Origin of the sequence: Thiobacillus denitrificans, from assembly GCF_001530125.1 — a bacterium.
Classification (GTDB): domain Bacteria; phylum Pseudomonadota; class Gammaproteobacteria; order Burkholderiales; family Thiobacillaceae; genus Thiobacillus; species Thiobacillus denitrificans_C.
In genome coordinates this window covers 156,959-183,369 of record NZ_LDUG01000025.1, presented here as the reverse complement: position 1 = coordinate 183,369, position 26,411 = coordinate 156,959, and the positions used below count along the sequence as shown (strand labels likewise).

Genomic DNA, 26,411 nt, shown 5'->3' with positions numbered 1-26,411 from the left:
GTTACATCGACCCGTAGCGTGTTGTCGTGAGCGGGGCCTCGCTGTTTTGCAAGGTCGGCAGGCGGATCAAAAAATGGGTGCCTTGCGGCGTGCTGGTGCAGTTGAGGTGGCCACTCATGCGCTCGACCAGGCTGCGGCTGATGGTCAGACCAAGCCCGGCGTGATCGCCGCCCTTCTCGCTGACCACCGGTTCGAACAGGTGTGACGTCACCGCTGCCGGCAGGCCGGGGCCGGTGTCGGCCACTTCGATTTCGACCTGGCGCAGGCCGTCCACGTCGACCAGCCGCGTGGTGAATTTGAGATGGCCGCCGGCGTGCATGGCCTCGACCGCATTCTTGGCCAGGTTGAACAGCACCTGCTTCAGCAGGTCTTTCTGCAGCGGCAGTGGCGGCACGTCGGGGTTGAGGTCGATCTGCACATTGACCTTGTTCGGCGCGAACAGGGTGCCGAGCGACATTCGCACCAGTTCCGAGACGACGCTGTTGACCGACACCAGTTCGAGTGCCGCGGCAGGCGGCGCGTTTTCCTCGACCGCGGTGATGCCGCGCACGATGCGCGCCACCCGCTCGATTTCGTCGCTGATGATGCCGAGGTCGCGCTGCACCGCCGAATCCGCGCCCAGGCGATCGGACAGCAGGTTGACGTAATTGCGCATGATGGTGAGCGGGTTGGCCACTTCATGAATGGCGCGTCGGACCCGGTCGCGTGAAATGTCGTCGCTCGGCGCGGGCGCCGCTTGTATCGGCGCAGCCGGTGCGGGCATTGCCAACGGAAGCGGCATCAAGGCCTCGGCACATTCGGCCAGGGTGAACCGCCACAGCGGCAACGCGCCGAGGCCGGGCAAGGCATCGCCCGCCACCAGCACGCCCGTCCGGCCATCGCTCAACGCCAGCGACTGGCAAATAAAGCGCGATACATCGAGCAGGCGGGCGATCTGTCCGTCGACCAGCGCCGCGTCCGGATCAAAGCGCTTGAACTGCTGGGGGGCGTTGCGCGCCAGCGCGCGCGGCAGCGCCGAAAGGGCGTCGTCGGGCGGAATCGCCAGCGCGGAGAGGCCGGCGGCCGCGGGAATCAGCTGCGTCATCTGCAGGGTGCCGTCGCCGGCAGGCGCGAACAGGCAGGCGCGTTCAATCCCGAACAGGGCACGCAAAGCGTCCTGCAGCAGCGTAAACACCTGGCCGGCCCCGCTTGCCTGACGGAAGTGGCTGTGCAGCGCCGATTGCACCGCCTGCGCCGCATACAGACGGGCGAGACGCTCGAACCCGCCGCCAGACGTCGGCCCTAAAGGACTCCGATCCACTGCGGGCTGAAGCCCGGGTGGAATCGTATGCGCCAGCGCATCGACCAGCCCGAAGCGCTGCGCCAGCTGTCGCGTCTGCTCCAGGCTGTCGCCCAGCAACTGGGCGGCTTCGCCCGCACCCAACTGCAGGGCGGCGAGCGCGGCGCGCACGTCCACGCTGTCCACCGCGTCGGCACGGGTCACGAGTTGATAGGAAAGCTGGACGATGCGCACCAGCGGATGCGCTGCGCGCCCGCGTACCAGCGGTTCGGCGTGGTAGCGCACGGCGTCGGCCAGCCAGCCGTCGGAGTCGAGTTCGATCAGCCAGTCGGCGGCGTGCGCCGGCGGCGTGGGGGCCGTATCGAGATAATCCGCCAGATTGTGGGCAAGGCCGGCGATCCAGGCCGCCTCGGCATCGGCCACGCCGGCGCGGAGCGCCAGCGCCTGCGCCAGATGCGCGACGCCAAGCGACTGGCGCCAACGCGCCGCATGGGCCACCTGCGCCGCACCGGATGCGACCGGCGCGGCCAGCAACAGCGCCCGCAGCAGATCCTGCTGCGTACCGAAATCGACGGGTTGCAACTGCAGACGCAGCGCCAGCACGGGGTCGCAGCGCACGCAGGCGGTGAACTCCGCCTGCGCGACATCGCCTCGCATCAGCTGCTCCAGTGCCTCGGCCACCACACCGGGCGCACAGAGACCTGCTGTTAGCGCCGACTTCTTTAGTGATTTGTGCGAAAGTTCTTGCATCTCATTGCCATATATAACTAAATTTGCTACACCGTCAATCTAAGCTTATAAAACATTCAGGCCGCTGCCGTGAACTGTTGTTTTAAAGTTTTGGCCGGCGTGTCCGTATATTGACTTCGTGTTGCATTTCCGTCGCCCTTCATTGAAGCGAGTTCATATGAAAGCTGTACTGTCCGGATTGTTATTGTTGTGCGTTCACACCGGCGCCGCCGCGCTCGATGGCCGCACGTCCCTGCAGTGGAGCGATCAGCTCGACACGACACTATCCGCCCCGCAATCGGCGCCCGACGTTGCGCCGATGCCGGAATTTAGCGCGCATTCTGTGCTGGTGTTCGACCAGGCCAGTGGGCAACCGCTGCTGGCAAAAAACGCCAGCTTGCAGACGCCGATCGCCTCGATCACCAAGCTGATGACGGCGATACTGGTGCTCAACGCCGGGCAGCCTATGGATGAACACATCACCATCACCGAAGAAGACCGCGACACCCTCAAGGGCACCGGTTCGCGCCTGGCCTTCGGCTCCCGTTACACGCGCGGCCAGCTGCTGCATCTAGCGCTGATTGCGTCCGACAACCGCGCGGCGAACGCGCTCGGGCGCAACTACCCGGGCGGCCTGCAGCGCTTCGTCGCCACCATGAACCGCACGGCGCGCGTGCTGGGCATGAACGACACGGTCTATGTCGAGCCGACCGGGCTGTCGAGCGGCAACCGTTCGACCGCGCACGACCTCGCCAAACTCGTCAATTACGCTTATCAAAATTACCCCGAAATCCGCCTCATCAGCACCGCCGGCAATTACACCCTCGACTCGCAGCGCGTGGTGACCCAGAAAAAGCAGCAAAAACCCCAGGTGCACTACCGCACCGTGGCATTCAACAACACCAATCGCTTCACCCGCGCGGAAGACTGGCATATCGGCCTGTCCAAGACTGGCTTCATCAACGAGGCCGGCCATTGCCTCATCATGCAGGCGCAGGTCGCCAACCGCGATGTCATCATCGTGCTGCTCGATGCGCGGGGCACAGGCAATCGTGCCAGTGACGCCACCCGCATCAAGGAGTGGCTGGAATCCGCCGCACCGCTTCGCACCGACAAACGCCGCACCCCCGCCTCGCGCACCTGATCCTTCACCAGCTGGCGCGCTTCTCGCGCCAGCTGTCCTGCGGCGGCGTTATGATGAGCGCCCGTCTGTTTGCATCCCGCCTCATGTCTGCCGAGCTCGCCCAGCAACTGCTGCTTAAGACGCTGTTGCCCCTGTCCCTGCTGATCGCCGCAGGCGCCATCTGGCCGCGTTGGCAAAGCGGTATTTCCGTCGTCGGCCTGCGCGGCGAAATCAACCGGCTGGTGCTGAATTTTTTTGCGCCGATGCTGTTCTTCGCGGCAGGCGCATCCGCCACAGTTGACCTCGCCATCCTGCAGGTGCCGCTGATTCTCGGTGCCGCCACCCTGTTCGGCCTGGCGCTGGCCGCGCTGGCGCTGTTCGCCACCCCGCTCGGACGCGGCCTGTCGCGGCCACAGCGCGGCGCCATCATGCTGGCGTCCGGCTTCGGCAACGTGCTGTTCTTTGGCTATCCCTTCCTCACCACGGTGTACGGTGAATCCGGCGCGCGCTATCCCTTCTTCGCCGACATGCTCGCCACCACCCCGCTGGTGTGGTCGCTCGGCGTGTGGATCGCCTTCCGCTGCGGCAAGCACGCCGAGCACGCCTCGTTCCTGTCGATGTGGCTGAAACTGCCGCCGGTGTGGGGCTTCGCCGCGGGCATCGCGGTCAACCTCTCCGGCGCGGCGCTCGACCCCTTGATCGAGGCCGCGCGCTGGGCCGGCAGCCCGACCATTCCGCTGATGCTGTTCGTGCTGGGCCTGACCATCCCGTGGCACGACCTGCGCCCGCAAAAAGCCGTTTTCGTCGCGCTGGGCATCAAGCTCGCGCTGATGCCACTCCTGGCGCTGGGCATTGCGCTGGCGTGGCCCGGCAAGCTCACCGAACCCGGCGAAGCCGGCGTGCTGGAAGCCGCCATGCCGACCATGGTGATGGTCATCGCGCTGGCCGATCGCTTCGGACTGGACACCCGCCTGGCGGGGCTCATCATGGGCTGGTCAACGCTGGTGGGATTGGTTACGCTGCCATTCTGGCTTGTCGTCGTAAAAGGGATCGCATCATGAAAATCGGATTCATCGGCAGCGGCATCATGGGCCGCCCCATGGCGGAAAACCTGCTGCGCGCCGGGCATCAGCTGTTCGTCTACGGCCGCCGCTTCGACCGCCTCGAACCGATGCTGGTCGCCGGCGCGCTCGGCAAGGGCACGCCCACCGAGGTCGCCGCCGAGTCCGACATCACCTTCACCGTCGTCTCCGACACCACCGACGTCGAGCAGATCATCCTTGGTGACCGCGGCCTGGTGCACGGCGCCCGCCCCGGCCACACCATCGTCGACATGAGCACCGTGTCGCCCGCCGCCACCCGCCGCATTGCCGCCGCGCTGGCCGAACGCGGCGTTCACATGCTCGATGCGCCGGTGTCGGGCGGCGAGACCGGCGCCCGCGAAAGCACGCTGTCAATCATGGTCGGCGGCGAAGCGCCGATTTTCGAAAAGATCCGTCCGCTGTTCGAAATCCTCGGCAAGAACATCGTCCACGTCGGCGGCCACGGCGCCGGCCAGGTCGTCAAATGCTGCAACCAGATTGTCGTCGGCCTCACCTTCGAGGGCGTCGCCGAGGCGATCCTGCTGGCACGGCGCAACGGCGTCGACCCGGTCAAGATGCGCGAAGCGCTGCTGGGCGGCTTCGCCGGCAGCCGCATCCTCGAAGTCCACGGCCAGCGCATGCTCGACGCCAACTACAAGCCCGGCTTCAAGGTCAAACTGCACCACAAGGACATGGCCATCGTCATGGACAACGCGCAGGAAACCGCCACACCATTGCCCGGCGCCGCGCTGATCGCGCAGCAGATGAACGCGCTGATGGGCGCGGGCGACAGCGAACTCGATTCGTCGGCGATCATGCGCGCGCTGGAGCGGCTGGTGGGCGAAGGGAAATGAGCGTGAAGGAGCGCATCGCTTTTCTTGATTGTGCCGCCTTTACCGCAGACGACCTGCCGATCCCGAACTTCGACCACAACTGGAGCGAGTATCCCGATTCGGACGCAGCCGACATCGTGCCGCGGCTGTTCTGGTCTACCACCGTCATCACTCATGCCACACCGATCAATGCCGATGCAATCGGCCAGTTGCACAAGCTCATCCGCATCATCGTCACCGGCCCGGCGGTAGTCGATACGGCCGCGTGCGAGGCACGTGAGATTGCAGTGCGACATTTGCCCACGAGCGATACGCCGGGACAAACGCTGATCGATCTGCTGGAAGCGCTCATCGCCGAAGCCAGACACTAACGCCTGAGGCGAGCGGCCTTTCAGGTCCGGGAACCCGTTTGCTCGCGGCCAGACTTTCACACTAAGGAAAAGCCATGTTGCGATTCCGACTCCTGATAGTTTTCCTCGCGTCGCTGTTAAGTCGCCCGGTTGGGTCTGCGACTTTCCAGCTTGATTCCAGCCATACCGTCGCGCAATTTGAAATCGATCAACTCTGGATTTTTACCCAGCGCGGCCGCTTCGACCGCATCCACGGCAGCCTTGAATACGATGTTGAGCAACATACCGGACGTCTTAATGTCGTTATCGATGCCGATTCGCTTAACACGGGAAACGATGAGCGCGATGCCGTCCTCAAGGGCGCGGCCTGGTTCGATGTCGGCCGCCACCCCGCCATCATTTTCCGTAGCCAGCGTTTCATCTTCGAGCAGGATCGACTGGCGGCAATTGAAGGCAAGTTGACGATGCTGGGCATGGCTCAACCGATGAGGCTGGAGATTGCCCGCATCAAGTGCGGATTGAACCCGCTTTCCGGCAAGTGGCGTTGTGGTGCCGATGCACGCGGCACGCTTCAGCGTTCCCGCTTTGGCATGCGCATCCAGGTAGAGGCTTACCGGGAAAACTGAATGTCCAAGGCAGGGCCGACAGGTTCCGGGGTGAGGCACAATGAGCCCTCAGTCTTGTATCCAATATGGGAATGCCACCTACCGTGAAACTCACCGACCCCACCCTGTTCCGGCAGCAGACGCTAATCGGTGGCGAGTGGCAGGCTGCCGCCAGCGGCGCGCGCTTTGCCGTTCGCAATCCGGCTAATGCAGAAATTGTCGGCCACGCGCCGAGCTGCAGTGTCACTGATGTCGAACGGGCGATTGAAGCGGCATCTTTGGCTTTTCCCGCCTGGCGCGACCAGACGGCGAAATCCCGTTCGCAGCTTTTGCGCCGCTGGTTCGACCTGGTCCTGCAGCACCGCGATGATCTCGCTGCAATCATGGTGTCCGAACAGGGCAAGCCGCTGGCCGAGGCACTGGGCGAAATCGACTACGCGGCAAGTTTCATCGAGTGGTTCGCCGAGGAGGCGCGGCGCGTGTACGGCGACGTGGTGCTGTCGCCGTGGGCGGACCGGCGCCTGTTCACGCTGAAGCAACCCGTCGGCGTGGCGGCGCTGATCACGCCGTGGAATTTCCCTGCCGCGATGCTGACGCGCAAGGCCGGTGCAGCGCTTGCTGCGGGCTGCACGGTGGTGGCGAAGCCGGCTTCGCAAACGCCGTTCACCGCGCTGGCGCTGGCCGAATTGGCGCAACGCGCGGGGCTGCCGCCGGGGGTGCTGAATGTGGTCACCGGCGACGCGACGACGATAGGCAATGTGCTGACCTCGCATCCGCTGGTCAGAAAAGTCTCGTTTACCGGCTCAACTTCGGTGGGCAAGCAGCTCCTCGCGCGGAGCGCCGGCACCTTGAAGCACGTCTCGCTCGAACTCGGCGGCAACGCGCCCTTCATCGTGTTCGACGACGCCGACCTCGACGCGGCAGTGGCGGGGGCGCTCGCCAGCAAGTACCGTAACAGTGGGCAGACCTGCGTGTGCGCCAACCGCGTGTTCGTGCAGGATGCAATCTTCGATGCCTTCGCCGAGAAATTCAGTTCGGCCGTAGCGCAGCTGAAAGTGGGCGAGGGCTTCACGCCGGGCGTGGAAACCGGGCCGCTGATCAACGCTGCCGCGCTCGCCAAGGTTGAGGCGCACATCGCCGACGCGCTCGCGCACGGCGCCAAGCTCCTCACCGGTGGGCACCGCCACGCGCTCGGCGGGCAGTTCTTCCAGCCGACGGTGTTGAGCCACTGCACGCCCGACATGCAGGTCTGCCGCGAGGAGACCTTCGGCCCGGTGGCGCCGCTGATCCGCTTTGCCAATGAAGCCGAGGTGATCCGCATGGCGAACGACACCGAGTTCGGTCTCGCCGCCTATGCCTACACGCGCGACCTCGGCCGCGCCTGGCGGCTGGCCGAGCAGCTCGACTACGGCATGGTCGGCATCAACGCCGGCGTGATCTCCACTGCCGAGGCGGCGTTCGGCGGCGTCAAGCAGTCGGGGCTGGGTCGCGAGGGCGGGCGCAGCGGGATCGACGAATACCTGGAAACGAAATATGTGAATCTGGGAGGCCTGGGATAAGCCTTGGTGCCTGCCAGGCAAACAGCATGAAGTCGGCTTCCTCTTCACCTCGCAGCATCATCGTCATCGGCGCCGCCAGTTGCGCCGGTGCGCCCGACCCGGGCTGCGCCGAGGGGCCGGACGCGCTACGCCGTTACCGCGTATTCCACGCCACGCCGCTGCAGCACGTGGCGTGGGACGCGATCCTGCGCGTGCCGCGCGAAGCGCGGGACACGCCGCTGCATGCGGTGGCCGCGCTGAGTGCGCGGCTGGCCGCTGAAGTGGAGGCGGTGCTGCAAACAGGAAATTTTCCGCTGGTGGTGGGTGGCGACCATTCCTGCGCGATCGGCACCTGGAGCGGGGTGCATCGCGCGCTGGCCGACCGCGGGCCAATTGGCCTGATCTGGATCGACGCCCACATGGACAGCCACACCTTTGCCACCACGCCGAGCGGGCAGATCCACGGCATGCCGCTGGCCGCGCTGCTCGGCCACGGCGACGCGGCGCTCACCGCGATCGACGGACCCGAAGCCAAGCTGCGCCCCGAGCACGTGTGCCTGATCGGCGTGCGCAGCTTCGAGGCGGGCGAGGCCGTGCTGCTGCAGCAACTGGGCGTGCGGGTGTTCGACATGGATGAAATCCGCCGACGCGGGCTGGCCGAAGTATTCGACGAGGCGCTCGCCATTGTGCGGCAGGGCACCGTCGGCTTCGGTGTGAGCGTGGATCTGGATGCGCTCGACCCGGAAGAAGAGCCGGGCGTCGGCACCCCGGTGCCGGGCGGGCTGCGCCGCGCCGAACTCGCCGCTGCCTTGTCGCAACTGCGCGGCGACCCGGCTTTCGTGGCGATGGAAATCGTCGAGTACAACCCGCGCCGCGATCGCGGTCACGCCACCGCCGACGCCGCCGGCGCGCTGGTCGACGCGATCACGCCGCTGAAATAAGCCGGCCCGAGGCCGAACCCCCACATCCTGTGGGAGCGGCGCCCTCGCCGCGATTTTCGCACCCATGCATACACCACGGCATCGGCCCGGGGCGAGCCTCCTACTATTCGAACTCCATCGCCCGAAAAACCCGCCCGGCGTTGCTGCGCGCAAGCTCATCGGCAGTGTGCAGGTGCATGTAGGCCGACTGGTCGACCTTGTAGGCGTCGTCGAGCGAGCCGCCGGCCTTGACGACTTCGGCGACTTTCGCGCGCAGGTGCACCAGGTAATCGTGCGTCCACTTGCGCACGGTGGCCATGTCGGTCGGCCCGCCGTGGCCGGGGATGACAATATCGGCGCCCAGCGCCTCGAAGGTGTCCCAGGTCTCGACCCACTTGGCGGTGTCGGTGTCCTCGAAAATGGGCAGCATGCGGATGTGGAAGGCGGTGTCGCCGGCGATCACCAGTTTCTTCTCGGGCAGCCACACCATGGTGTCGCCGTGGCTGTGCGAGGGGCCGAGGTGCAGGATCTGCAAATTCCACGAGCCCATTTTCAGCTCGAGTTTGTCGTCGTAGAGCTTGTCGGGCATCACGAACTCGGTCTTGAACGCCTTGTCGCGTGCGCGGTTGCGCATGCCCGCCAGCACGTCGTAGCCGGTCTTTTCCATCTGCTTCGCTGTGTCGCGGTGGGCGATGATGGTGACGCCCTGTTCCTTCCAGTAGTTGGCGCCGAGCATGGCGTGGCCCTGGCTGTTTTCCAGCACCACGTATTTCACCGGCTGCTTGGTGCGCTTCTTGATTTCCTCGTGCAGGCTTTGCGCCAGCAGATAGTTGTCGCCGGCGTTCACCACCAGCACGCCGTCGTCGGTGATGACAAACGACAGGTTGTTGTTGTGGCCGGCGTTCACGTAGGTGCCCGGCGCGGTGGCGCCGATCGCCGACCACACGCCGGGGATGATTTCCTGCGGCAGGTCGTACAGGAAGGATGTAGGCGCCTTGTCGAATTGCTGGATCGGCAGGCCGGCGCGCTTCCAATTGAAGAAGCCGTCGCGGTAGTTCTTCACGTTCTTGTAGCCGAGCTTCATCAGCGTTTCGGCTGCCAGCGGGCTGCGCTGGTTGACACCGCAATAAACGACGATGGGCGTGGCCTTGTCCGGCACGCGCGCCTCGATCTGATATTCAAGAAATCCGCGATCGATATTGAAAAAAAGCGGCGCGTCGATATAGCCCGACAGGTTCAGCTCGGCGGGAGAGCGCACATCGATGACAACGGTTGTCGGCTGCGCTTTCAGCTGCGCCAGCAGGCCTTGGGTGTCCAATTGCGGCACGCGTTTATTCACCGCATCCAGCACGCCTTGCGCGGCCTGCGTGAGCGATGGCGCCTCGGGTGGAGGATTGACGATGGCAGTCAGATTTTGCGCCTGTGCTGCGGCAGGAAGCAGCAAGGCCGCACAGAGCAGGGAAAACGGGAAATACGAAGGCTTCATGTCAGACTCCTTTAATTTTTTGTGGCCCGCAGGGCGGATGTCAGTCTGACGCTAGGTCAACGAAGGGGTTCTCGCGACGTTCATGTCCGAAAGTGGACATGGCGCCGTGCCCCGGCACGAAGCGCACGTCATCGCCAAGCGGGAATAGCTTGTCGCGAATGGCGGCCAGCAGCGCTGCGTGATCGCCGCGCGGAAAATCGGTGCGGCCGATCGAGCCCTTGAACAGCACGTCGCCGACGAAGGCGAGCCGCGCCTGCGGCTGGTAGAACACCACATGGCCGGGGGTGTGGCCGGGACAATGCAACACGTCGAAGCGCAGGCTGCCGACGTCCACCCGGTCGCCGTCCTCCAGCCACTGGTCGGGGGTGAACGCCAGCGCGGGTGGAAAGCCGAACAGCTCGGCCTGCTGCGGTAACAGGTCGAGCCAGAACTGCTCCTCGCGCTGCGGGCCGATGAGGGGGATGCCGAGCGCATCGCGCAGTTCCGCCGCCGCGCCGACGTGGTCGAGATGGCCGTGGGTCAGCAGGACTTTTTCCAGCGTAAGTCCGCGCGCAGCAACTTCCGCCAGCAGGCGTTCGGCCTCGCCGCCGGGGTCGATCAGCGCCGCGCGGCCATCGGCATCCCACACCAGCGAGCAGTTCTGTTGATACGGAGTGACGGGGAGAATGGTAAATTCCATGCAGCCATTATCCTGCCACGCCGCCATTCAACCAATCGCATTCGACCAATCGCCCATGCCCGCACCCGACGCCCTGCTGCTGATTTCCACCCATTGCCCGCACTGCCCGGCGATGCTCACCGCGCTGGCCGAGCTGGTGAAGCAGGGCACGGTCGGCCGCCTGGAGGCGGTCAATCTGGAGCAGCACCCCGAGGTGGGGCAAGCGCTCGGCGTGCGCTCGGTGCCGTGGCTGCGCATCGGCCGCATCGAACTGGCCGGTGTCCACGCCAAGGCCGAGCTCGCCGAGTGGGCGGCCAAGGCCGACAGCGAGACGGGTATGGCCGATTATTTTCACATGCTGTTGAAGGAAGGCCAGTTGCCCAAAGCGCAGGCGATGATCGAATCTGCCCCCGCCCTGCTGGCCGCCGTGCTGCCGATCATCGGCAATGTGGACGCCAGCCTCAACGTGCGGCTGGGTGCGGGGGTGTTGCTGGAAAATTTTGCCGGCAGCGACACCCTGCGTGCGCTGCTGCCGCGTTTGGGTGAACTGTCGCAACATGAAGACGCGCGGGTGCGGGCGGACGCTTGCCATTATCTGGGGCTGAGCGGGGATGCGGCCGCGCGTCCGTGGCTGGACGCGCGGCTGACGGACGAGGATGCCGACGTGCGCGAGATCGCGGCGGAGAGCTTGCAAAATATTTCAGGTTAGCCCGCGTAGGATTAGCGCAGCGTAATCCGCCGTATGAGAGGCTCGCATTCGGCGGATAACGCTGCGCTCATCGGTATCTACTGAAAGTCCACCTACCTGAGCATTCGCGCCCATCCATGTCCGTCCCCGTTGCCTATCTGGGCGTCATCCTCATCTGGTCGACCACGCCGCTGGCGATTCAATGGAGCGCGCAGGGGGCCAGTTTCAGCTTCGCGGTGATGGCGCGGATGCTGATCGGGCTGGCGATCTGCCTGCTGCTGCTCTTCGCCACCCGCACCGCGTTTCCGTTCACCGCGGCCGCGCGGCGGCTGTATGCGATCAGCGGTCTGTCGATGTTCGTGGCGATGCTGCTCACCTATTGGGGGGCGCTGCACATTCCGTCTGGGCTGATTTCGGTCATTTTCGGGCTGTCGCCGCTGGTGACGGGGGTGTTCGCCGCGCTGTGGTTGAGTGAGCGCACGCTCACGCCGATTCGCATTGCCGGCCTGGGGCTGGCGCTGGCCGGGCTGTGGCTCATTTTCGGCCAGCCGTGGCCGGGCGACGGCCGCGCCACGCTGGGCACGCTCGCGGTGCTGGCGGGGATGACGGTGCAGGCGCTGGGCCTGGTGTGGATCAAGCGGTTGAATGTGCGCGTCTCGGCGCTCGCCATCACCAGCGGCTCGCTCGGCGTGGCAACACCGCTTTTCGTGCTGGCCTGGCTGATCGCCGATTCCGCGCGCCTGCCGCCCGACACCACGCTGCGCGCCGGTGCCGCCATCGTCTATCTCGGGGTGCTGGGGTCGGTGGTGGGCTTCACGCTGTATTACTACGTGATCAAGCATCTCGACGCCGGACGGGTCGCACTGATCATGCTGGTGACGCCGGTGGCGGCGCTGCTGCTGGGGCAGACGCTCAACGCCGAATTCATTCCGGCCCGCGGCTGGGCCGGCATTGCGCTGATCGGCGCGGGGCTGCTGCTGTATGAATGGCAGGCGCTGCGGCAGTTGCGCCAGCCGGCTATTTCTTGAACAGGTCGTCTAGCAAAGTGGGCGGCGCGGGTTTGGCGGTTTCGCTGCCGCCGGCTTGATTCGCGCCAGACTGACTCGAAAACAGCGCATCGAGCGCGCCGCGGCTGGCCTGCGCCATCGCCGCGCCGCCGCCCTTGTAGGCTTCCGGCCGCGGCACGAACCAGCCGCAATCGTTGGCGCGCACCTTGTCGGCGACGCGTTCGGCCGCCATTTCGCGGCACTGGCCGGCGCGGTGCGCGTCAAAGTGGCGGCACATTTTGCACGCATGCAGATCAGCGTGGCAGCTGGGGCAGGTTTCGCGGCGTGACAGCGGCAGCAACATGCCGGCCAGGCTGGCGCCGCATTTCCAGCATTGCAGGCTCATGCGGTCTGCAGGGCGTGGTACTGCAGGTCGGCCAGCGCGACGCTCTGCAACGCGCGCACGTGAGTGGCGTCGAGCACCACAGGCGGCGCGACGCCCGCTTCGGCCGCGTCCAGCCAGCGCGTGGCGCACACGCACCAGCGGTCACCCGCCTTCAGACCGGGGAAACCGTATTCCGGCACCGGGGTGACGAGGTCGTTGCCGCGCTGCAGCGAATAGTCGAGGAAAGCGTCGGTCATCTGCACGCACACGGTGTGGCTGCCGATGTCCTGCGGCCCGGTGTGGCAGACGCCGTCACGCACAAAGCCGGTCATCGGCGACACGCTGCACAGCTGCAGCAGACTGCCCAACACATTGCGCGCATCGCTCACGTCATTCCCCTGAATCAGCAGCCGGATCGGCAAAGGTGGGCTCAGGCGCCAGGATGAGGGTGCCCGCTGCCGCTGCGGCAGCGTGGGTTTGCTCGACGTGCGCCAGCACGCTGGGCGCGGGGTAGCCGTCGACCGGCAGTTGGTGCATGGCCTGATATTGCCGGATGGCGGTTTGCGTACGCGGGCCGAGCAGGCCGTCCGCCGCGCCAGCGTTGAAGCCCAATTCGTTCAATGCCCGCTGCAGCGCTTGCAGTTGCGCCGTGCCCAGTGCACCCGCTTCGCCCGCCTGCACGGCCAGGCCGTCGCCGCCCGCGACCTGTTGCGCCAGCTGCGCCACCGCCAGCGCGTAATTCACCGAGCGGTTCCAGCGCATCACCACGTCGAAGTTGTCGAACACCATGAAAGCTGGCCCCTGCCAGCCCTGTGGCAGCACGATCGCCGAGCGGCCGGCAACGGTCGGCAGCGGGCTGCCGTCCACCGGCTTCACGCCGAGCGCCGCCCATTGCGCCACCGGCAAACGATTGGCGATGCTCGCGCGGCGCCAGTCGAAGTCTTGCGGTGGCCGCACCTCGATGGTCACCGGCTCGCCTGTGCGCCAGCCTGCGCGTTTGAGGTAGTTCGCGCCCGAGTGCAGGGCGTCGGGAATCGATTGCCACAGGTCGATGCGGGCATCGCCGTCGCCGTCGACCGCATAGGCGCGGAAGGTCGACGGCATGAACTGCATGTGCCCCATCGCGCCCGCCCATGAGCCCTTCATGTCGATCGCGCTGACATGCCCGGCGTCGATGATGCGCAGCGCGTCGAGCAGCTGGCCGCGGAAGAACGCGCTGCGGCGCCCGTCATAGGCGAGCGTGGCGAGGCTCGCCGGAATGTTGTGGTTGCCGAGGGTGGAGCCGTAGTTGGTTTCCAGCCCCCAGAATGACACCAGCACGGCTTTCGGAACCCCGTACTGCTGTTCGACCGCATCGAGCAGCGCGGCGTGTTCGGCCATCAACGTCTGGCCGCGCGCGACCCGGCTCGCGGTGACGCGCAGCCCCAGATAATCGGCAAAGGTTTGCAGGAACTCGGGCTGGCGACGGTCGAGCTCGACCACGCGCTCGACCGGGGTGATGCCGGTCAGCGCGGCATCGAGCGTAGCCTCGGAAATGCCCTGCGCTTCGGCTTCCTGACGGAAACCGGCGAGCCAGACTTCAAAATCGGCGTAGGCATGGGCGGGAGACACCACCAGCAAGGACAGCAGGAAGAAAAGTTTACGCATGTTTTTGCAGCCAGTATTCCAGTAGCGCCAGATGCCACAGCTTGCTGCCCTGAATGCGGGTGTGGTGCTGTTCCGGGGCATCCAGCAGTTTGTTCACGTAGGCGCGGTTGTATAGACCGCGTTCGCGGCAAGCCTGCGAATTGAGAATGTCCTGCATGAAGTTCAAAAAATCTCCGCGGACAAATTTGAGTGCGGGCACGGGGAAATAGCCTTTCTTGCGGTCGATCACCGCATCCGGCACCCGCCCGCGCGCGATTTTTTTCAGCACGTGCTTGCCGCCGGATGCCAGCTTCAGCCCGGGCGGCATCGACGCCGCCAGTTCGACCAGCTGGTGATCGAGAAAGGGCACGCGCGCTTCCAGCCCCCACGCCATCGTCATGTTGTCGACCCGTTTCACCGGATCGTCGGTGATCAGCATGGTCGTGTCCATGCGCAGCACCTGATCGATGAACTCATCGGCAAAAGGTTCCGCCAGATGCGCGGCGATCATTTCCGCCGTGTAGTCGGGGCCGTGATACGCCGGCATCACCGTTTGCAGAAACTCGTCGTGATCGCGGTCGAAGTAATGGCTGCGGAAGCGCTCCAGCGGGCTGCCCGACGTTTCCGCCGCCATCAGCGGATACCAGAAATAGCCGCCGAACACCTCGTCCGCGCCCTGCCCGCTCTGCACCACCTTGACCGTCTTGCTGACCTGCTCGGCCAGCAGATAGAACGCCACCGCGTCCTGCGCGAACATCGGCTCGGACATCTGATCCACCGCCTCGGGCAGGCGGCGCAGCACTTCGGAATTGGGGATCAGGTACTTGTGGTGGCGCGTGCCGTACATCGCGGCCACCGGGTCGGAGTATTCGAACTCGTTGCCGCGCTCTTCCGGCTGGTCCTCGAAGCCGACCGAAAACGTCATCAGGTCGGGCACGCCCTGCTCGGCCAGCAAGGCCACCAGCAGGCTCGAATCGAGCCCCCCCGAGAGCAGCACACCGACCTTGACGTCGGCGATCTCGATCCGCTTTTTCACTGCCTGCCTGAGGCTGTCGTGGATGGCCTCGGTCCATTCGGCCTCGCCCCATTCTGATTGGACAGCCGGCACGGCCGGACGTTGCGCCTGTAGCGACCAGTATTTCCGGTGGCTGAGTTCGCCGCGCGCATTCACCGTCAGCGTGGTGCCGGGGGCGAGCTTGCGGACGCCGTTGAAAATCGTGCGTGGCGCCGGCACCACCGCATGCAGGGTGAACAGGTGGTGCAGGGCCACCGCGTCGATGCTGGTGTCGACGCCGCCCGCCGCCTGCAGCGCCTGCGGGGTCGAGGCGAAGCGGAAGCAGCCGAGGTTTTCGCTGTAGTACAGCGGCTTGATGCCGAGGCGGTCGCGTGCCAGGAACAGCGTTTCGCGGTTCCAGATGGCGAACGCGAACATGCCGTGCAAGCGCTCGATGCAGGCTTCGCCCCATTCCAGGTACGCGCGCAGGATGACTTCGGTGTCGCCGTCGGAATGGAAAACATGGCCGCGCCCGATCAGTTCAGCGCGCAGTTCCGGATAATTGTAGATCGTGCCGTTGAACACCAGCGCGGTGCCGCTGGCGGCGTCGAGCATCGGCTGCCGCGAACGTGGTGACAGGTCGATGATCGCCAGCCGCCGGTGACCCAGGCGCACCGCGCCGTCGGCGTGCTGGCCTTCGGCGTCGGGCCCGCGCCGTTCCAGCTTCGCCAGCATGCGCGCCATCGCCGCCGCATCGGGCGCCGTGTTGTCGAACCGGAATTCACCTGCAATGCCGCACATGTTCTGCCTTCACCTTATCTGATATTCACTAGAGACATGTATAGCAGCGCTCTGCTTGATGTCATAGCATTGATGCGTGGTCGCGACAGGACGATTTTCTCAATCGGCTAGGCGAATGCATGTTTACAAATCCCTCGCCGGTTTCTTGAATACCTGTTCCTGATGCCACTCCAGAAAATCAGGGTTGGGTAGGAACCCCCGACTTTGTCGGCGGCAGAATTTCCGAGCCATGCCTGGAAAGCAATGTCTGCCCAGTTAAGTTATGACCGGCAACATGCTGGCTGAATACAACACGAAAATTGCTTGGGTCCACTGTAAACGCGCCCAAATCGAATATCTTGTGATGAAGTGCACAAAGGGCCAGTCCGTTGTTCTCGACATCCGGCCCGCCCGCCTGGAACCACTTGATATGCGCAGCTTCCAACCCGATAGTCTGCTGCCCCAGGCGCAGGTCGTAGCCGCAGACGCAACACCGATACTCATAGGCGCGCAGTACGCGCTCGCGAAACTGGGGATCACGGTTTCTGGACTTGTATTCAGTACCCGCTGAACGGGCCATATTGTTGTCCGCCAGACTCAAACCGACAGCTTCCAGAATGTCCGTGTGGAGCGTTTCCGGAAAATGGGCATCCAAAATGCGGCGGGCAACTTCCTGAATGAGTCCCGGATCATGCTGGAAAGCAGCCTGTACGTCAGCCGAAAAACCGCCCGCAATGTGATGCTGCCTCAGTTCAGTAAGCGTAGGCGTGGAGCCTCGTGGGCGCTGCAGGATACTGGGCGGGCCGGTGAGACTCCATATTCCTCCATCCACATCCGTTGCAAGGTGCCAGAATGGAAAATGGCGGTTTTGCCCCGCCCCTGATGGGCCAAACTCATTGATGAGGTTCTTTAGAGGCGTGTCGATCTGGCTGAATTCCACAACAGGTGATTCGCCTCGCTGCATTCGGCCCAGAGCAAGCAGAACCAGTAAGGATTTATGCGGTGCCCGTTTGTCGCCCTGCTGCCAGACGCGGATGCCGTCGAAGGCATGGAGTATTTGAGTACGCCTCATGCCCAATACTTCGCCTTCTCCGGCAACACCCACCGCACCCCGCCTCGTGGGTCTTCCTTGTCGCCCCGGTAGCGCGGGATCAAGTGAATATGCAAATGCGGCACGGCCTGCCCGCCAACCTGACCGTGGTTGATACCGATGTTATAGCCGTCTGGCTGATAGTGTTTGTCCAGGATGTCCTTGGCTTGCGCCACCGCTTTGAGCAACGCCGCCTGCTCAGCGTCGCTGGCTTCGAACAGGGTGGCAACGTGTCGGCGCGGGATGATGACAGTGTGGCCCCGTGAGACAGGGAAGCCATCCTTGTAGACCACGATCAGTTCATCCTCGGCGAGGATGCGCTTGGGGTCGAGATGACAAAAAGGACAGGGTTTTTCGAGGGGCGAGCTCATGCCGGATGCAGTCAGTGTGCATTAAGAAAATCGGCGACCGTCTGAATCAGCAGGCCGCCCGCCTTGTTGCGATCATTCATCAGAAAACCGAAATCGCGGAGGTCGCCGGTGAGCAATACATCCGCCCGGCAGGCGTGCGCGGCGCGATAGATGGGACAGTCCTTGTCCGGCAATCCCGCCGGGCAATCCGCGCCCGCTGCGTCGGGCGACATGCGCAAGCCTTGGGCCAACGCGTCCAGCCGTTCCAGGCCGCCGGGAAATTTGAGCGCTAGGTTGCGGCGCGCTTCTTCCAGCGCGTAGGCGCTGGTGACCAGTTGCCAGAGTCCCGCCTGGCCGAGCTCGATGACCAGGGCGGCCTTGCCCTTGGGATTATGCGCCGCCGTAAACAGAATGTTGGCGTCGAGAAAGAGCCGCATCAGGCTTTCTGCAGCCGGGCCAGAATGCGACGGCGCTCGGCGGCGGTCAGCTTGTCCTCGCTGTCCCACTGGGCAATCTGCTCGTCGGAATAGCGTTCGATCTCCAGCACGGCTGCGGGTTTCAGGGCAAGCTCGCCGTTGCGCGTTTCGATAATCACGGCGCTGCCGGGTGCGATGCCGAGCTGCTTGCGCATATCGGCTGGCAGGGTGATCTGGCCGCGATTGGACACGATGAGGGTTTCACGCATTTTGATTCTCCGCAATACGGAAATTCCGTTATTCCGATAATAGGCTAGTGTCCGGCATTCGTCCACCGTCACGCACGGCGTGCTGAAATTCATCACGCCACCAGCGGCGGCTCGTCCATCAGCGCGATCTGCTCGCGCAATTCGAGGATGCGCGCCTGCCAGTACTGCTGCGTATTGAACCACGGAAACGCGGCGGGGAAAGCCGGGTCGTCCCAGCGGCGGGCCAGCCAGGCGGCGTAGTGGATCAGCCTCAGGGTTCTGAGTGCCTCGACCAGATGCAGTTCGCGCGGATCGAATTCGGCGAAGTCCTCGTAGCCGGTCAGGATCTCGGTCATCTGCGCCTGCTGCTCGTCGCGTTCGCCTGACAGCAGCATCCACAGGTCCTGCACCGCCGGCCCCATGCGGCTGTCGTCGAAGTCGACGAAATGCGGGCCGTCGTCGGTCCACAGCACGTTGCCGGCGTGACAGTCGCCATGCAGGCGAATGGCGCGCACGTTGCCGGCACGTTCGAAGCAATGCGCGACGCTGGCGAGGGCATACTCGACCACGCTGTCCCACGCGGCGACCAGGTCGGGCGGCAGCCAGTTGCCGTCGCGCAGAAAGTCGCGCGAGGCGTAGCCGAACGTCTCGATGTCGAGCGTCGGCCGCTGCGCAAAATTCGCCTGTGCGCCCACCGCATGGATGCGGCCGAGAAAACGCCCCATCCAGCGCAGGGTGTCGGGACGCTCGAACTCGGGCATGCGCCCGCCCTGCTTGGGGTACACGGCGAAGCGAAAACCGGCGTGGGTATGGAGGGTGGCGCCGTTCAGCTGCAGCGGGGCAACGACCGGGATCTCGCGCGCGGCCAGCTCGGCGGTGAACGCGTGTTCTTCGAGGATGGCGGCGTCGCTCCAGCGTTCGGGGCGGTAGAACTTGACCACCACGAGTGCTGCGCCAAGACCGCCCGCAGGGCGAGCGTCTGGCGGCGTACCCCTTGCGGGTGCTGCGTCCTCCACCCCCATCTGGTAGACGCGGTTTTCGTAGCTGTTTAACGCCAGCAGGCGGCCATCGGCCTTGAAGCCGGTCGTGTCGAGCGCGTCGAGCGCGCAGTCGGGGGTCAGCGCGGAATAGGGGTGCGACGAGTTCATCATAAAAACGGGGTGACGGTTAAAGGCTATAAACGAATGATGCCTCATCTCTTTGCCCATATCGCCGCACTATGATGCCAGCCGACCCTTTCAGCATGGAAATCTCCCGCCATGTCTGGGAGACCCGCTACCGTGCGCCAGGCGAGGCTGGCATCGGCGCCAGCTGGCGGCGGGTGGCGAATGCGATCGCGGCGGCGGAAAGCGGGGAACGCGAGCAGTGGGCCGAACGCTTTTACCGCCTGCTCGACCAGTTCCGTTTTTTGCCCGGCGGGCGCATTCTCGCCGGCGCCGGCACCGGGCACCGGGTGACGCTGTTCAACTGCTTCGTCATGGGCGAGATCGCCGACGACCTGGTCAGCATTTTCGAGGCGCTGAAGGAAGGCGCGCTCACCATGCAGCAGGGCGGCGGCGTGGGCTACGACTTTTCCACCCTGCGCCCGGCCGGCATGGTGGCTGCCACGACCGGCAGCATCGCCTCCGGCCCGGTGTCCTTCATGCGCATCTGGGACGCCATGTGCGCCACCATGCTGTCGACGGGGGCGCGGCGCGGCGCGATGATGGCGACGCTGCGCTGCGACCATCCCGACATCGAGACCTTCGTCGACGCCAAGCGCGACCCTGCGGTGCTGCGGCATTTCAACCTGTCGGTGCAGGTCAGCGACGCCTTTATGGCGGCGGTGGCGAACGACGGCGACTGGCCGCTGGTGTTTCCCGGCCTCTCTAGCGCGCGCATGGTGAAGGCGCGCGAGCTGTGGCAGCGCATCCTGCACGCGGCCTACGACACCGCCGAACCCGGCGTGCTGTTCGTCGACACCATCAACCGCGACAACACGCTGGCCTATCAAGAGCGGCTGACCGCCACCAATCCCTGCGGCGAAATTCCGCTGCCGCCCTACGGCGCCTGCGACCTCGGCTCGCTCAACCTCGCCGCCTTCGTGGCCGCGCCGTTCACCGCCGGCGCCCATCTCGATCTCGATGCGCTGGCCGACTCGGCGCAACTTGCTGTGCGCTTTCTCGACAACGTCATCGACGTCTCGCGCTACCCGCTGCCGGCGCAGGCCGAACAGGCCCGGCGCACGCGGCGCGTCGGGCTCGGCATCACCGGCCTTGCCGACGCGCTGGTGCTGCTCGGCCTCAACTACGACAGCGAAGCCGCACGCACGCTGGCCACGCGCGCGATGCAAACCATCCGCGACGCGGCCTACCATGCTTCCATCGCGCTTGCCCGCGAGAAAGGGACGTTCCCCGATCTCGACTGCGAGGCGTTTCTGGCGAGCGGCTTCGCCCGCCGCCTGCCGGCCAACATTCGCGATGCCATCGCCACACACGGCATCCGCAACAGTCATCTGCTGGCCATCGCCCCGGCCGGCACCATTAGCCTGCTGGCCAATAATTGCTCCAGCGGTATCGAACCGATTTTCGCCGCCGAGGCCGAACGCCGCGTGCTGGGAACGGACGGCAGCTATCGCACCCATCGTGTGGTCGACTACGCCTGCCGGCTATGGCAGCAGCAGGGCGGGGCAGGCATGCCGCCCGCCCTGGTCGAGGCGCGGCAGATCGATCCGCTGGCTCACCTGCAGATGCAGGCTGCGCTGCAGCCCTTTGTCGACAACGCCATTTCCAAGACCATCAACGTCGCCGCCGACACTTTGTTCGAGCGCTTCGCGGACCTCTACCGCCAGGCGCATGCGCTCGGCCTCAAGGGCTGCACGGTGTTTCGCCCCAACCCGGTCACCGGCGCCATCCTCAGCCAGCCATCTGAAGCTGAACAGGTACACTGCTGCAGTCTCGAACGCGAGGCCGATTAGGCCAGCAAATGAAACTGCCCTCCACCCTGCCCGGCAAAACCCGCATCGGCCTCGCCCTCGGCGGCGGCTCGGCGCACTGGTGGGCGCCGCCTATGTGGGCGGCGAGCTTGACCCGCTGGAAGCCTGGGTGCGCAGCCTGCGCCTGCAGACCGTGGTGGGCTTTCTGGATTTTTCGCTCAACGGCGGGTTGATCAAGGGCGAGAAGCTGATCGGTTTTTTCCGCAGCCATTTTGTCGACCGCGACATCCGCGAACTGGCGCGCCCGTTCGGCGCCGTCGCCACCGACCTGCAGCGCGGCCGCGAAGTATGGCTGCGCGAGGGCCGGGTGTCGGACGCGGTACGCGCCTCGATCGCGTTGCCTGGCCTGTTCACCCCGGTACAAGTCGACGGCCGCTGGCTGATCGACGGCGGCCTGGTCAATCCGGTGCCGGTGTCACTGTGCCGCGCGATGGGGGCCGATATCGTGATTGCAGTGGATCTGAACACCGACCGCCTCGGCCATCACCTCAAGCCCAAACCCGCCAAAGCGCCGCGCAAACACACCGCGGCCGAGCCCGAAACTCTGGCCGACGCAGTGATGGTGCGCATCCAGCCCGGCATGTCGCAACTCGGCATCAACCACGAAACCGGGCCCAGGATTCCCGCCATGCTCAATGTGGTGGCCAGCAGCATCAACATTGCAGGCACTGATCACGCGCAGCCGGCTGGCGGGCGACCCGCCCGACGTGATGGTGGCGCCGCGGCTCGCGGATCTGGGATTGATGGAGTTTCACCGCGCCAGCGTCGCCATCGAAGCCGGTCGGCGTGCTGCCGAGGCCGTCATGCCGCAACTGCGGGCGCGGCTGGACGACGGCAACGACAATTGAAAAGACGGATTACAACGTGGCGGCGCACAGCGCCAGCTTGCGCGCGCGATCCAGCTGCTTGATCGCCGCTTCGCGCCGCGTGGCCTCCGCGCGGCTGGCAGCCGGCTCGGCATGAACCAGCTGCACCGGACGGCGGCTGCGCGTGTAGCGTGCGCCCAGCGGGCCGTCGCCGTTGTGCTCGGCGACGCGGCGAACAACGTCGGTGGTGATGCCGGTGTAGAGCGAGCCGTCGGCGCACCGCAGCATGTAAACACACCATGCAGCGGCGCTGGCGGAAGCGGTCACCATGCTCAATTCATCCTTAAAATCGCAGTTGAACCACAGAGACACAGAGTGCACAGAGGAAAAACAACGCCTTGCATGTGTCAGTGCGCTCACCTGATGGGTGAAGGCGAATTGATCGACAAACTATTGATTTTCTGCCTTTCTCTGTGTCTCCGTGTCTCTGTGGTGAGGTTTTCAGGTTCATACGTCGTCGGACAGTTGTTGTGCCCACAGCAACGCGTCCATGTGCACGGCGTTGATGTCGTCCACCTCGCGTCCAATCTGCTTGGCCAGGGCTTCGATGCTGCTCTGGTCGTCCTGCTCGCAGGCAATCGCCAGCGCCAGGTAGGGCGCGTACGGTCCACGCTGCGAGACGATAGCCTCGGTGATTTCGGCAGGCAGGCTGATCTGTTTCAGCACCTGCTCCATCGGCATGCCCATCACCACGTCGAGCAGCGAAAACAGGCCGGCGACGAAAATTTCGTCGCGCGCCTTGGCGAACAGCGCACGCCCGGCCAGCTGCTCGGCCATGCGGCCGCGCACCAGGGCATTTTCCAGCACGGCCTGATCGAGTTCCTGGGCCTTGCCGCCGGTAAACAGGATCAGCGTCAGCCAGCGATAGAGCTTGTCCTGCCCCATCACCATCAGCGCCTGCTCGATGCCGCCGATCTTGTTCGTCAACCCCATGCCGGGAGAATTGACATAGCGCAGCAGGCGCACCGACAGCACTGGGTCGTGGCGAAACTGTGCCGCCAGCTCCGGCTGCTCGGCGCCGGTGCGCACCCGGTTCATCAGGTCCAGCACCTTGGCGCGCGACGGCCCCATGGTGGGATTGTCGAGGGTTTCGCGACGGGTGATAAAGGGCCCCATGAACAAGGCAAACTGCAGCTTGTGGCACATGTGGAAGGCTTCCAGCGTCTGCACGCCGGTCGCGACAAAGCGCTTGCCCGCCGCCACTTTGGACACGGCGGCTATTTGCGCGGTAATAGCGGGGATATCCTCGCTGTTGACGTCCATCAGCACATAATCCGCAAGCTGCAGCAGCGCATGCCACTCGGGCCGCGCCACCTCGTCGGCATGGACTGCAAAACTGAACCCGCGTGACTTCAGTTCAGCCAGACGGGCCAGCAGGGTGTCGTCGACAGAGGGCTGGGCGACAATATTCAAGAGCAACACCGTTCCAGCCGCGGGCCAGCCGTCGATAAGCGGGAGACCCAGGCTGGCCGGTGCAATCGGCACGAACGCCAGCCGCTGGCCCAGCAGGCGCGCAATATCCATACGCTGAAGGTTGCCGAGCAGGGTCTCGTCGTAGAGGCGCTGCACATCGGGCAGGTTTGAATCGCGCTGGTCGTCCAGCGCGCGGCGCAGCATGAAGGTGTAGGCGGCGACTTTCTGGTCACGGCCCAGCATGGCCTCGCGACGCATCACCGAGCCTGCTTTGGCGACCGGCCTGGCCACCGGTTCTGCCGCAGCCGGCACCACGCGAGGCGGCTGCGCGACGGCAGTCACCTTGTTACCCGACAACATTCCGACAAGACGATTCAGCACGCTTCATTCCTCCCCGACAGACTTGGGCACATCAGCAGAACAATCGGCAGCGCGGGGCGAGACTGAAGCCTGCGCGCAGAAATTTTTATTGGCAGCTTACCGCGCATACCTGAGCGAGACGATGCCACGCAAATGCCGGATGCATAGCCGGTGGCCTTGTCCAGCGGGCATTCGGCAGCAAGGGGCACTTTCATTTCGCCGCCGGGTTCCGGATCAGCACATCGCTGGCTTGGCCCGCATCGGCGACTTTGACAAGCGTCTTCAGCGCCGGGGTCACTGGCGCAGTCGGCCGGCAGGGTGGACAGGACCAGGGCGGCCAATACGGGGCTTTTATGACGGCCCCGCCAAAATGTAAAAACATGCAGCAATTCTGGTAATGCGTCGCTGTTATGCTAACGAAACTTAGTAAACCTCTTTATGACCGTCACGGGGCCCCAAATTGACCAAGAACCTCTCCCAGTATTTTTTTCGTGGCCTGATCACCGCCTTGCCACTCGGGCTGACGGTCTACCTGCTCTATGTCTTTCTGAGCTGGAGCGAGTCGGTGGCGATGCAGCTGATCCGGCCATTCATCGGCCGGCTTTATGTGCCGGGCATGGGTCTGCTGCTGGGCATTACCGGCATCATCCTGCTCGGCATGCTGATGTCGCAGCGCGGCATGGGTAAGCTGCTGTCGCTGATCGAACTGCCCTTCACCAACCTGCCGGTGGTCAAGAGCATTTATTCCTCCTTGAAAAGCTTTGCCGATTATTTTTCGCCCCAACGCAACAAGACTGCCCAGCAAATGGTGGTGATCCTCAGAATGCCGGGGCAAGATCTTGAACTGGTGGGGCTGGTCACGCGCCAAAGCGTCGATGACCTGCCTGCCGGCTTCCTGCAGGGCGACCGCGTGGCGGTTTATCTGCCGATGGGGTACAACATCGGCGGCTACACGGTGTTTGTGCCGCGCGAATGGACGCAGCCGATCGACATCTCGGTGGAAGAAGCGATGCGCGCGTCGATGTTTGCCTGGATGAGCACGGCCGGAAACGTCGATTCGCTCGATCGCAGGCAACCATGATTCAGTCACACCAACCGCTGATGTAAGGTCTCATGCAGATCGAGTGCTACGCCCAACGCCTGCTCAACCCGTTTCGCGGGGCGGTGCATGTCATCCGTTTTCAGTCGGCCGAGGCGGTGACGACCGACGGCATCGAGTGGGATATTTATGTGGCCAACGACGCCCTGCTCGACGGCCTCGGGCGCGCCGGCAAGCGGGCGCAGATTTCCGACATCCGCTACGGCCACTGGTCGGCGGAAAAAGGCCTCAAGCGCGGGCCGCTTTTTCCGTCGGACGATTTCAGGCGCTTGGAGAACATGGGCGCGGTGGTGTACGAGCACCTGCTCAAGGTGCATCGCGAGGTGCCGTTCAAATTCCGCGACCCGTTCGAGCTGTGGCTGCTCGACCGCAACAGCCAGCCGCTGGCGCTACTGCACAGCGTGCGAACCGACAGCGAAACCGACACCCAGCCGCCGCTCGACTGGCGCGCCGGCATGGCCGCGCAGGAAGGTTTCAGGAGCGCGGCCATTGCCGACCTGAACGAACCCGCCGCCGTGTATCTGACGCGCCAGGTGAACAGCCTTTCCAGTAGCGTGGCGCAATGGTTTCGCCGTGCCGACGACGGCGCCGGGCTGGGCCTGTACACGCGCAAGGGCGGCGATGCCTTGCGCGGGCGCGTGCTCGACGCCGACGCCTTCCCGCCGCTGTTCATCGCCACCGCAGGCTTGGATGCGGCGCACACCCGGCTGGTGCACGACTATCACGCCTGGCAGGCGCCGTGGATGCTGCTCCTGCCGCAGCTCGATCCTGCCACGCGCGGCGCGCTCGAAGCCTGCGCCTGCAGGCAGGCCGAGCTGATCGAAAAACACTACCGGCTGTATCCCGAGGTGATCGACCGCGCTGCGCTGCAGGCGGCACGGGTGGAAGCGGCACTGCTGCGCAGCCAGCCGCGCCCGCAAACCTCGGACGGCGTGATGCCGATGTTCTACATCGAACTCAACAGCACCGAGAGCGGTTGATCTGGCTCTTACGCCGCCACGCCCAGAATCGCGGCGGGCAGCGTGACTGACGCCCCCAGATGCGGCGTCAGTCGCACCGTCACAGCAGGATGGGCGGCCGAGAATTCTGCGATGGCCTCGGGGATGTCCTGCGCCACATGCGTGCCGGCAGCAAGGAAATGGGGAAACGCCACGATGTCGGTGGCGCCCTTCGACGCCAGCGCGGCCAGCCCGGCGGGAATGCTCGGCTCGGCCAACTCCAGAAACGCAGACTCAACGTGGTCATAAGCCTGGTCGGCTTGCGCGCGCACCGCATCGGCAAGCACACGGACTTCGTCGTTGGACGCCGCGCGGCGACTGCCGTGGGCAATGATGAGGAGGCTGGGCATAGCGGTATTCTCGCAAGGGATGACGTGACGGTGAGCCGATTTTAACCGGCCAGTTCCCCACCGTCGCCGCAAACGAGCCAACCTCCTGCCAAACACCATGGCGCTTTCCGCCGGGGAAGCACATCGCCAGCCGGCTCTTTCGGTACGAATGTTTTGTTGATCTTTCGACACCTTGCGGCAAGTAT

The 26,411-nt window shown here is 64.8% G+C and carries 28 protein-coding genes; 13 read left to right on the top strand and 15 right to left on the bottom strand.

The window, feature by feature from the left end; genetic code table 11:
• Nucleotide 1 precedes the first annotated feature (1 nt).
• Nucleotides 2–2,029: an ATP-binding protein gene (locus tag ABW22_RS10535; protein WP_237763306.1), complete on the bottom strand. Its 2,028-nt coding sequence runs from the start codon at nucleotides 2,027–2,029 to the stop codon at nucleotides 2–4.
• A gap of 157 nt (nucleotides 2,030–2,186) precedes the next feature.
• Here ABW22_RS10535 and ABW22_RS10530 point away from each other — a divergent pair, with 157 nt between their 5' ends.
• The 7 genes from ABW22_RS10530 (at nucleotide 2,187) to ABW22_RS10500 (ending at nucleotide 8,480) form a co-directional block, all read left to right on the top strand.
• On the top strand, nucleotides 2,187–3,152 hold the full coding sequence (locus ABW22_RS10530; protein WP_059756011.1) for a D-alanyl-D-alanine carboxypeptidase family protein: 966 nt from the start codon (nucleotides 2,187–2,189) through the stop codon (nucleotides 3,150–3,152).
• Between the two features lie 53 nt (nucleotides 3,153–3,205).
• Complete coding sequence (locus tag ABW22_RS10525; RefSeq protein ID WP_237763305.1) at nucleotides 3,206–4,192, top strand: AEC family transporter; 987 nt, start codon at nucleotides 3,206–3,208, stop codon at nucleotides 4,190–4,192.
• Nucleotides 4,189–5,067 carry a 2-hydroxy-3-oxopropionate reductase gene (locus tag ABW22_RS10520; RefSeq protein WP_059756008.1) on the top strand — a complete coding sequence of 293 codons (879 nt, stop codon included), beginning with the start codon at nucleotides 4,189–4,191 and terminating at the stop codon, nucleotides 5,065–5,067. Before ABW22_RS10525 ends, ABW22_RS10520 begins: the two co-directional genes overlap by 4 nt.
• Nucleotides 5,064–5,417: a hypothetical protein gene (locus ABW22_RS10515; protein ID WP_059756004.1), complete on the top strand. Its 354-nt coding sequence runs from the start codon at nucleotides 5,064–5,066 to the stop codon at nucleotides 5,415–5,417. The genes ABW22_RS10520 and ABW22_RS10515 overlap by 4 nt, the downstream gene beginning before the upstream one ends.
• Nucleotides 5,418–5,491: 74 nt before the next feature.
• Nucleotides 5,492–6,022: a YceI family protein gene (locus ABW22_RS10510; RefSeq protein WP_059756001.1), complete on the top strand. Its 531-nt coding sequence runs from the start codon at nucleotides 5,492–5,494 to the stop codon at nucleotides 6,020–6,022.
• A gap of 104 nt (nucleotides 6,023–6,126) precedes the next feature.
• Entirely contained in the window at nucleotides 6,127–7,560 is a 1,434-nt protein-coding gene (locus ABW22_RS10505) for an NAD-dependent succinate-semialdehyde dehydrogenase (RefSeq protein ID WP_419184927.1), read from the top strand.
• Nucleotides 7,561–7,586: 26 nt separating this feature from the next.
• The gene (locus ABW22_RS10500; protein WP_059755995.1) at nucleotides 7,587–8,480 is read left to right on the top strand and encodes an arginase; all 894 of its coding nucleotides are present in this window, start codon (nucleotides 7,587–7,589) and stop codon (nucleotides 8,478–8,480) included.
• Between the two features lie 103 nt (nucleotides 8,481–8,583).
• On the opposite strand, the gene ABW22_RS10495 is transcribed toward ABW22_RS10500, so the two are convergent.
• Together ABW22_RS10495 and ABW22_RS10490 are read right to left on the bottom strand one after the other, a co-directional pair.
• Entirely contained in the window at nucleotides 8,584–9,945 is a 1,362-nt protein-coding gene (locus ABW22_RS10495) for a rhodanese-like domain-containing protein (RefSeq protein WP_082708718.1), read from the bottom strand.
• Nucleotides 9,946–9,985: 40 nt separating this feature from the next.
• Nucleotides 9,986–10,624 (bottom strand): MBL fold metallo-hydrolase, encoded by a 639-nt coding sequence (locus ABW22_RS10490; protein WP_059755992.1) that lies wholly within the window; start codon nucleotides 10,622–10,624, stop codon nucleotides 9,986–9,988.
• 55 nt (nucleotides 10,625–10,679) lie between these two features.
• Between ABW22_RS10490 and ABW22_RS10485 the strand changes: the two genes are divergently transcribed.
• Together ABW22_RS10485 and ABW22_RS10480 are read left to right on the top strand one after the other, a co-directional pair.
• Nucleotides 10,680–11,312, top strand: coding sequence for a HEAT repeat domain-containing protein (locus ABW22_RS10485; RefSeq protein WP_059756176.1), 633 nt, complete (start codon nucleotides 10,680–10,682; stop codon nucleotides 11,310–11,312).
• A gap of 116 nt (nucleotides 11,313–11,428) precedes the next feature.
• Entirely contained in the window at nucleotides 11,429–12,319 is an 891-nt protein-coding gene (locus tag ABW22_RS10480) for a DMT family transporter (protein WP_059755988.1), read from the top strand.
• On the opposite strand, the gene ABW22_RS10475 is transcribed toward ABW22_RS10480, so the two are convergent.
• The 9 genes from ABW22_RS10475 to ABW22_RS10430 all read right to left on the bottom strand — a co-directional run bounded on the left by ABW22_RS10475 (nucleotide 12,309) and on the right by ABW22_RS10430 (nucleotide 19,317).
• Nucleotides 12,309–12,683: a hypothetical protein gene (locus tag ABW22_RS10475; RefSeq protein WP_059755985.1), complete on the bottom strand. Its 375-nt coding sequence runs from the start codon at nucleotides 12,681–12,683 to the stop codon at nucleotides 12,309–12,311. The two genes, ABW22_RS10480 and ABW22_RS10475, sit on opposite strands and share 11 nt — an antisense overlap.
• Complete coding sequence (locus ABW22_RS10470; RefSeq protein WP_082708716.1) at nucleotides 12,680–13,051, bottom strand: DUF2237 family protein; 372 nt, start codon at nucleotides 13,049–13,051, stop codon at nucleotides 12,680–12,682. Before ABW22_RS10470 ends, ABW22_RS10475 begins: the two co-directional genes overlap by 4 nt.
• 1 nt (nucleotide 13,052) lies before the next feature.
• Nucleotides 13,053–14,309 carry a lytic murein transglycosylase gene (locus ABW22_RS10465; protein WP_059755982.1) on the bottom strand — a complete coding sequence of 419 codons (1,257 nt, stop codon included), beginning with the start codon at nucleotides 14,307–14,309 and terminating at the stop codon, nucleotides 13,053–13,055.
• A complete protein-coding gene (locus ABW22_RS10460; protein WP_059755978.1) occupies nucleotides 14,302–16,083 on the bottom strand; it encodes an N-acetylglutaminylglutamine amidotransferase in 1,782 nt (593 codons plus the stop codon). The genes ABW22_RS10465 and ABW22_RS10460 overlap by 8 nt, the downstream gene beginning before the upstream one ends.
• 178 nt (nucleotides 16,084–16,261) lie before the next feature.
• A complete protein-coding gene (locus tag ABW22_RS16805; protein WP_082708714.1) occupies nucleotides 16,262–17,134 on the bottom strand; it encodes a phosphorothioated DNA-binding restriction endonuclease in 873 nt (290 codons plus the stop codon).
• Nucleotides 17,131–17,523, bottom strand: a complete 393-nt coding sequence (locus ABW22_RS10445; protein WP_059755968.1) for an HIT family protein — start codon at nucleotides 17,521–17,523, stop codon at nucleotides 17,131–17,133. The genes ABW22_RS16805 and ABW22_RS10445 overlap by 4 nt, the downstream gene beginning before the upstream one ends.
• An 11-nt stretch (nucleotides 17,524–17,534) precedes the next feature.
• Nucleotides 17,535–17,939 carry a PIN domain-containing protein gene (locus tag ABW22_RS10440; RefSeq protein WP_059755965.1) on the bottom strand — a complete coding sequence of 135 codons (405 nt, stop codon included), beginning with the start codon at nucleotides 17,937–17,939 and terminating at the stop codon, nucleotides 17,535–17,537.
• A complete protein-coding gene (locus ABW22_RS10435; RefSeq protein WP_059755961.1) occupies nucleotides 17,939–18,187 on the bottom strand; it encodes an AbrB/MazE/SpoVT family DNA-binding domain-containing protein in 249 nt (82 codons plus the stop codon). The genes ABW22_RS10440 and ABW22_RS10435 overlap by 1 nt, the downstream gene beginning before the upstream one ends.
• Before the next feature lie 92 nt (nucleotides 18,188–18,279).
• Nucleotides 18,280–19,317, bottom strand: coding sequence for a serine/threonine protein kinase (locus ABW22_RS10430; protein ID WP_082708710.1), 1,038 nt, complete (start codon nucleotides 19,315–19,317; stop codon nucleotides 18,280–18,282).
• Nucleotides 19,318–19,409: 92 nt separating this feature from the next.
• Here ABW22_RS10430 and ABW22_RS10425 point away from each other — a divergent pair, with 92 nt between their 5' ends.
• Nucleotides 19,410–21,122, top strand: coding sequence for an adenosylcobalamin-dependent ribonucleoside-diphosphate reductase (locus ABW22_RS10425; protein ID WP_059756166.1), 1,713 nt, complete (start codon nucleotides 19,410–19,412; stop codon nucleotides 21,120–21,122).
• Nucleotides 21,123–21,201: 79 nt separating this feature from the next.
• Nucleotides 21,202–22,050, top strand: coding sequence for a patatin-like phospholipase family protein (locus tag ABW22_RS10420; protein WP_193393297.1), 849 nt, complete (start codon nucleotides 21,202–21,204; stop codon nucleotides 22,048–22,050).
• Here the strand turns inward: ABW22_RS10420 and ABW22_RS10415 are convergent.
• Both ABW22_RS10415 and ABW22_RS10410 read right to left on the bottom strand, forming a co-directional pair.
• Complete coding sequence (locus ABW22_RS10415; protein WP_059755958.1) at nucleotides 21,998–22,276, bottom strand: GIY-YIG nuclease family protein; 279 nt, start codon at nucleotides 22,274–22,276, stop codon at nucleotides 21,998–22,000. The genes ABW22_RS10420 and ABW22_RS10415 overlap by 53 nt on opposite strands.
• 177 nt (nucleotides 22,277–22,453) lie before the next feature.
• Nucleotides 22,454–23,800 (bottom strand): EAL and HDOD domain-containing protein, encoded by a 1,347-nt coding sequence (locus tag ABW22_RS10410; protein ID WP_237763304.1) that lies wholly within the window; start codon nucleotides 23,798–23,800, stop codon nucleotides 22,454–22,456.
• Nucleotides 23,801–24,239: 439 nt separating this feature from the next.
• On the opposite strand from ABW22_RS10410, the gene ABW22_RS10405 reads away from it, so the two are divergent.
• Together ABW22_RS10405 and ABW22_RS10400 are read left to right on the top strand one after the other, a co-directional pair.
• Entirely contained in the window at nucleotides 24,240–24,860 is a 621-nt protein-coding gene (locus ABW22_RS10405) for a DUF502 domain-containing protein (protein WP_059755955.1), read from the top strand.
• Nucleotides 24,861–24,892: 32 nt separating this feature from the next.
• Complete coding sequence (locus ABW22_RS10400; protein ID WP_059755952.1) at nucleotides 24,893–25,858, top strand: hypothetical protein; 966 nt, start codon at nucleotides 24,893–24,895, stop codon at nucleotides 25,856–25,858.
• An 8-nt stretch (nucleotides 25,859–25,866) separates the two neighbouring features.
• On the opposite strand, the gene ABW22_RS10395 is transcribed toward ABW22_RS10400, so the two are convergent.
• Nucleotides 25,867–26,226, bottom strand: a complete 360-nt coding sequence (locus tag ABW22_RS10395; RefSeq protein ID WP_059755950.1) for a sirohydrochlorin chelatase — start codon at nucleotides 26,224–26,226, stop codon at nucleotides 25,867–25,869.
• Nucleotides 26,227–26,411 lie beyond the last annotated feature (185 nt).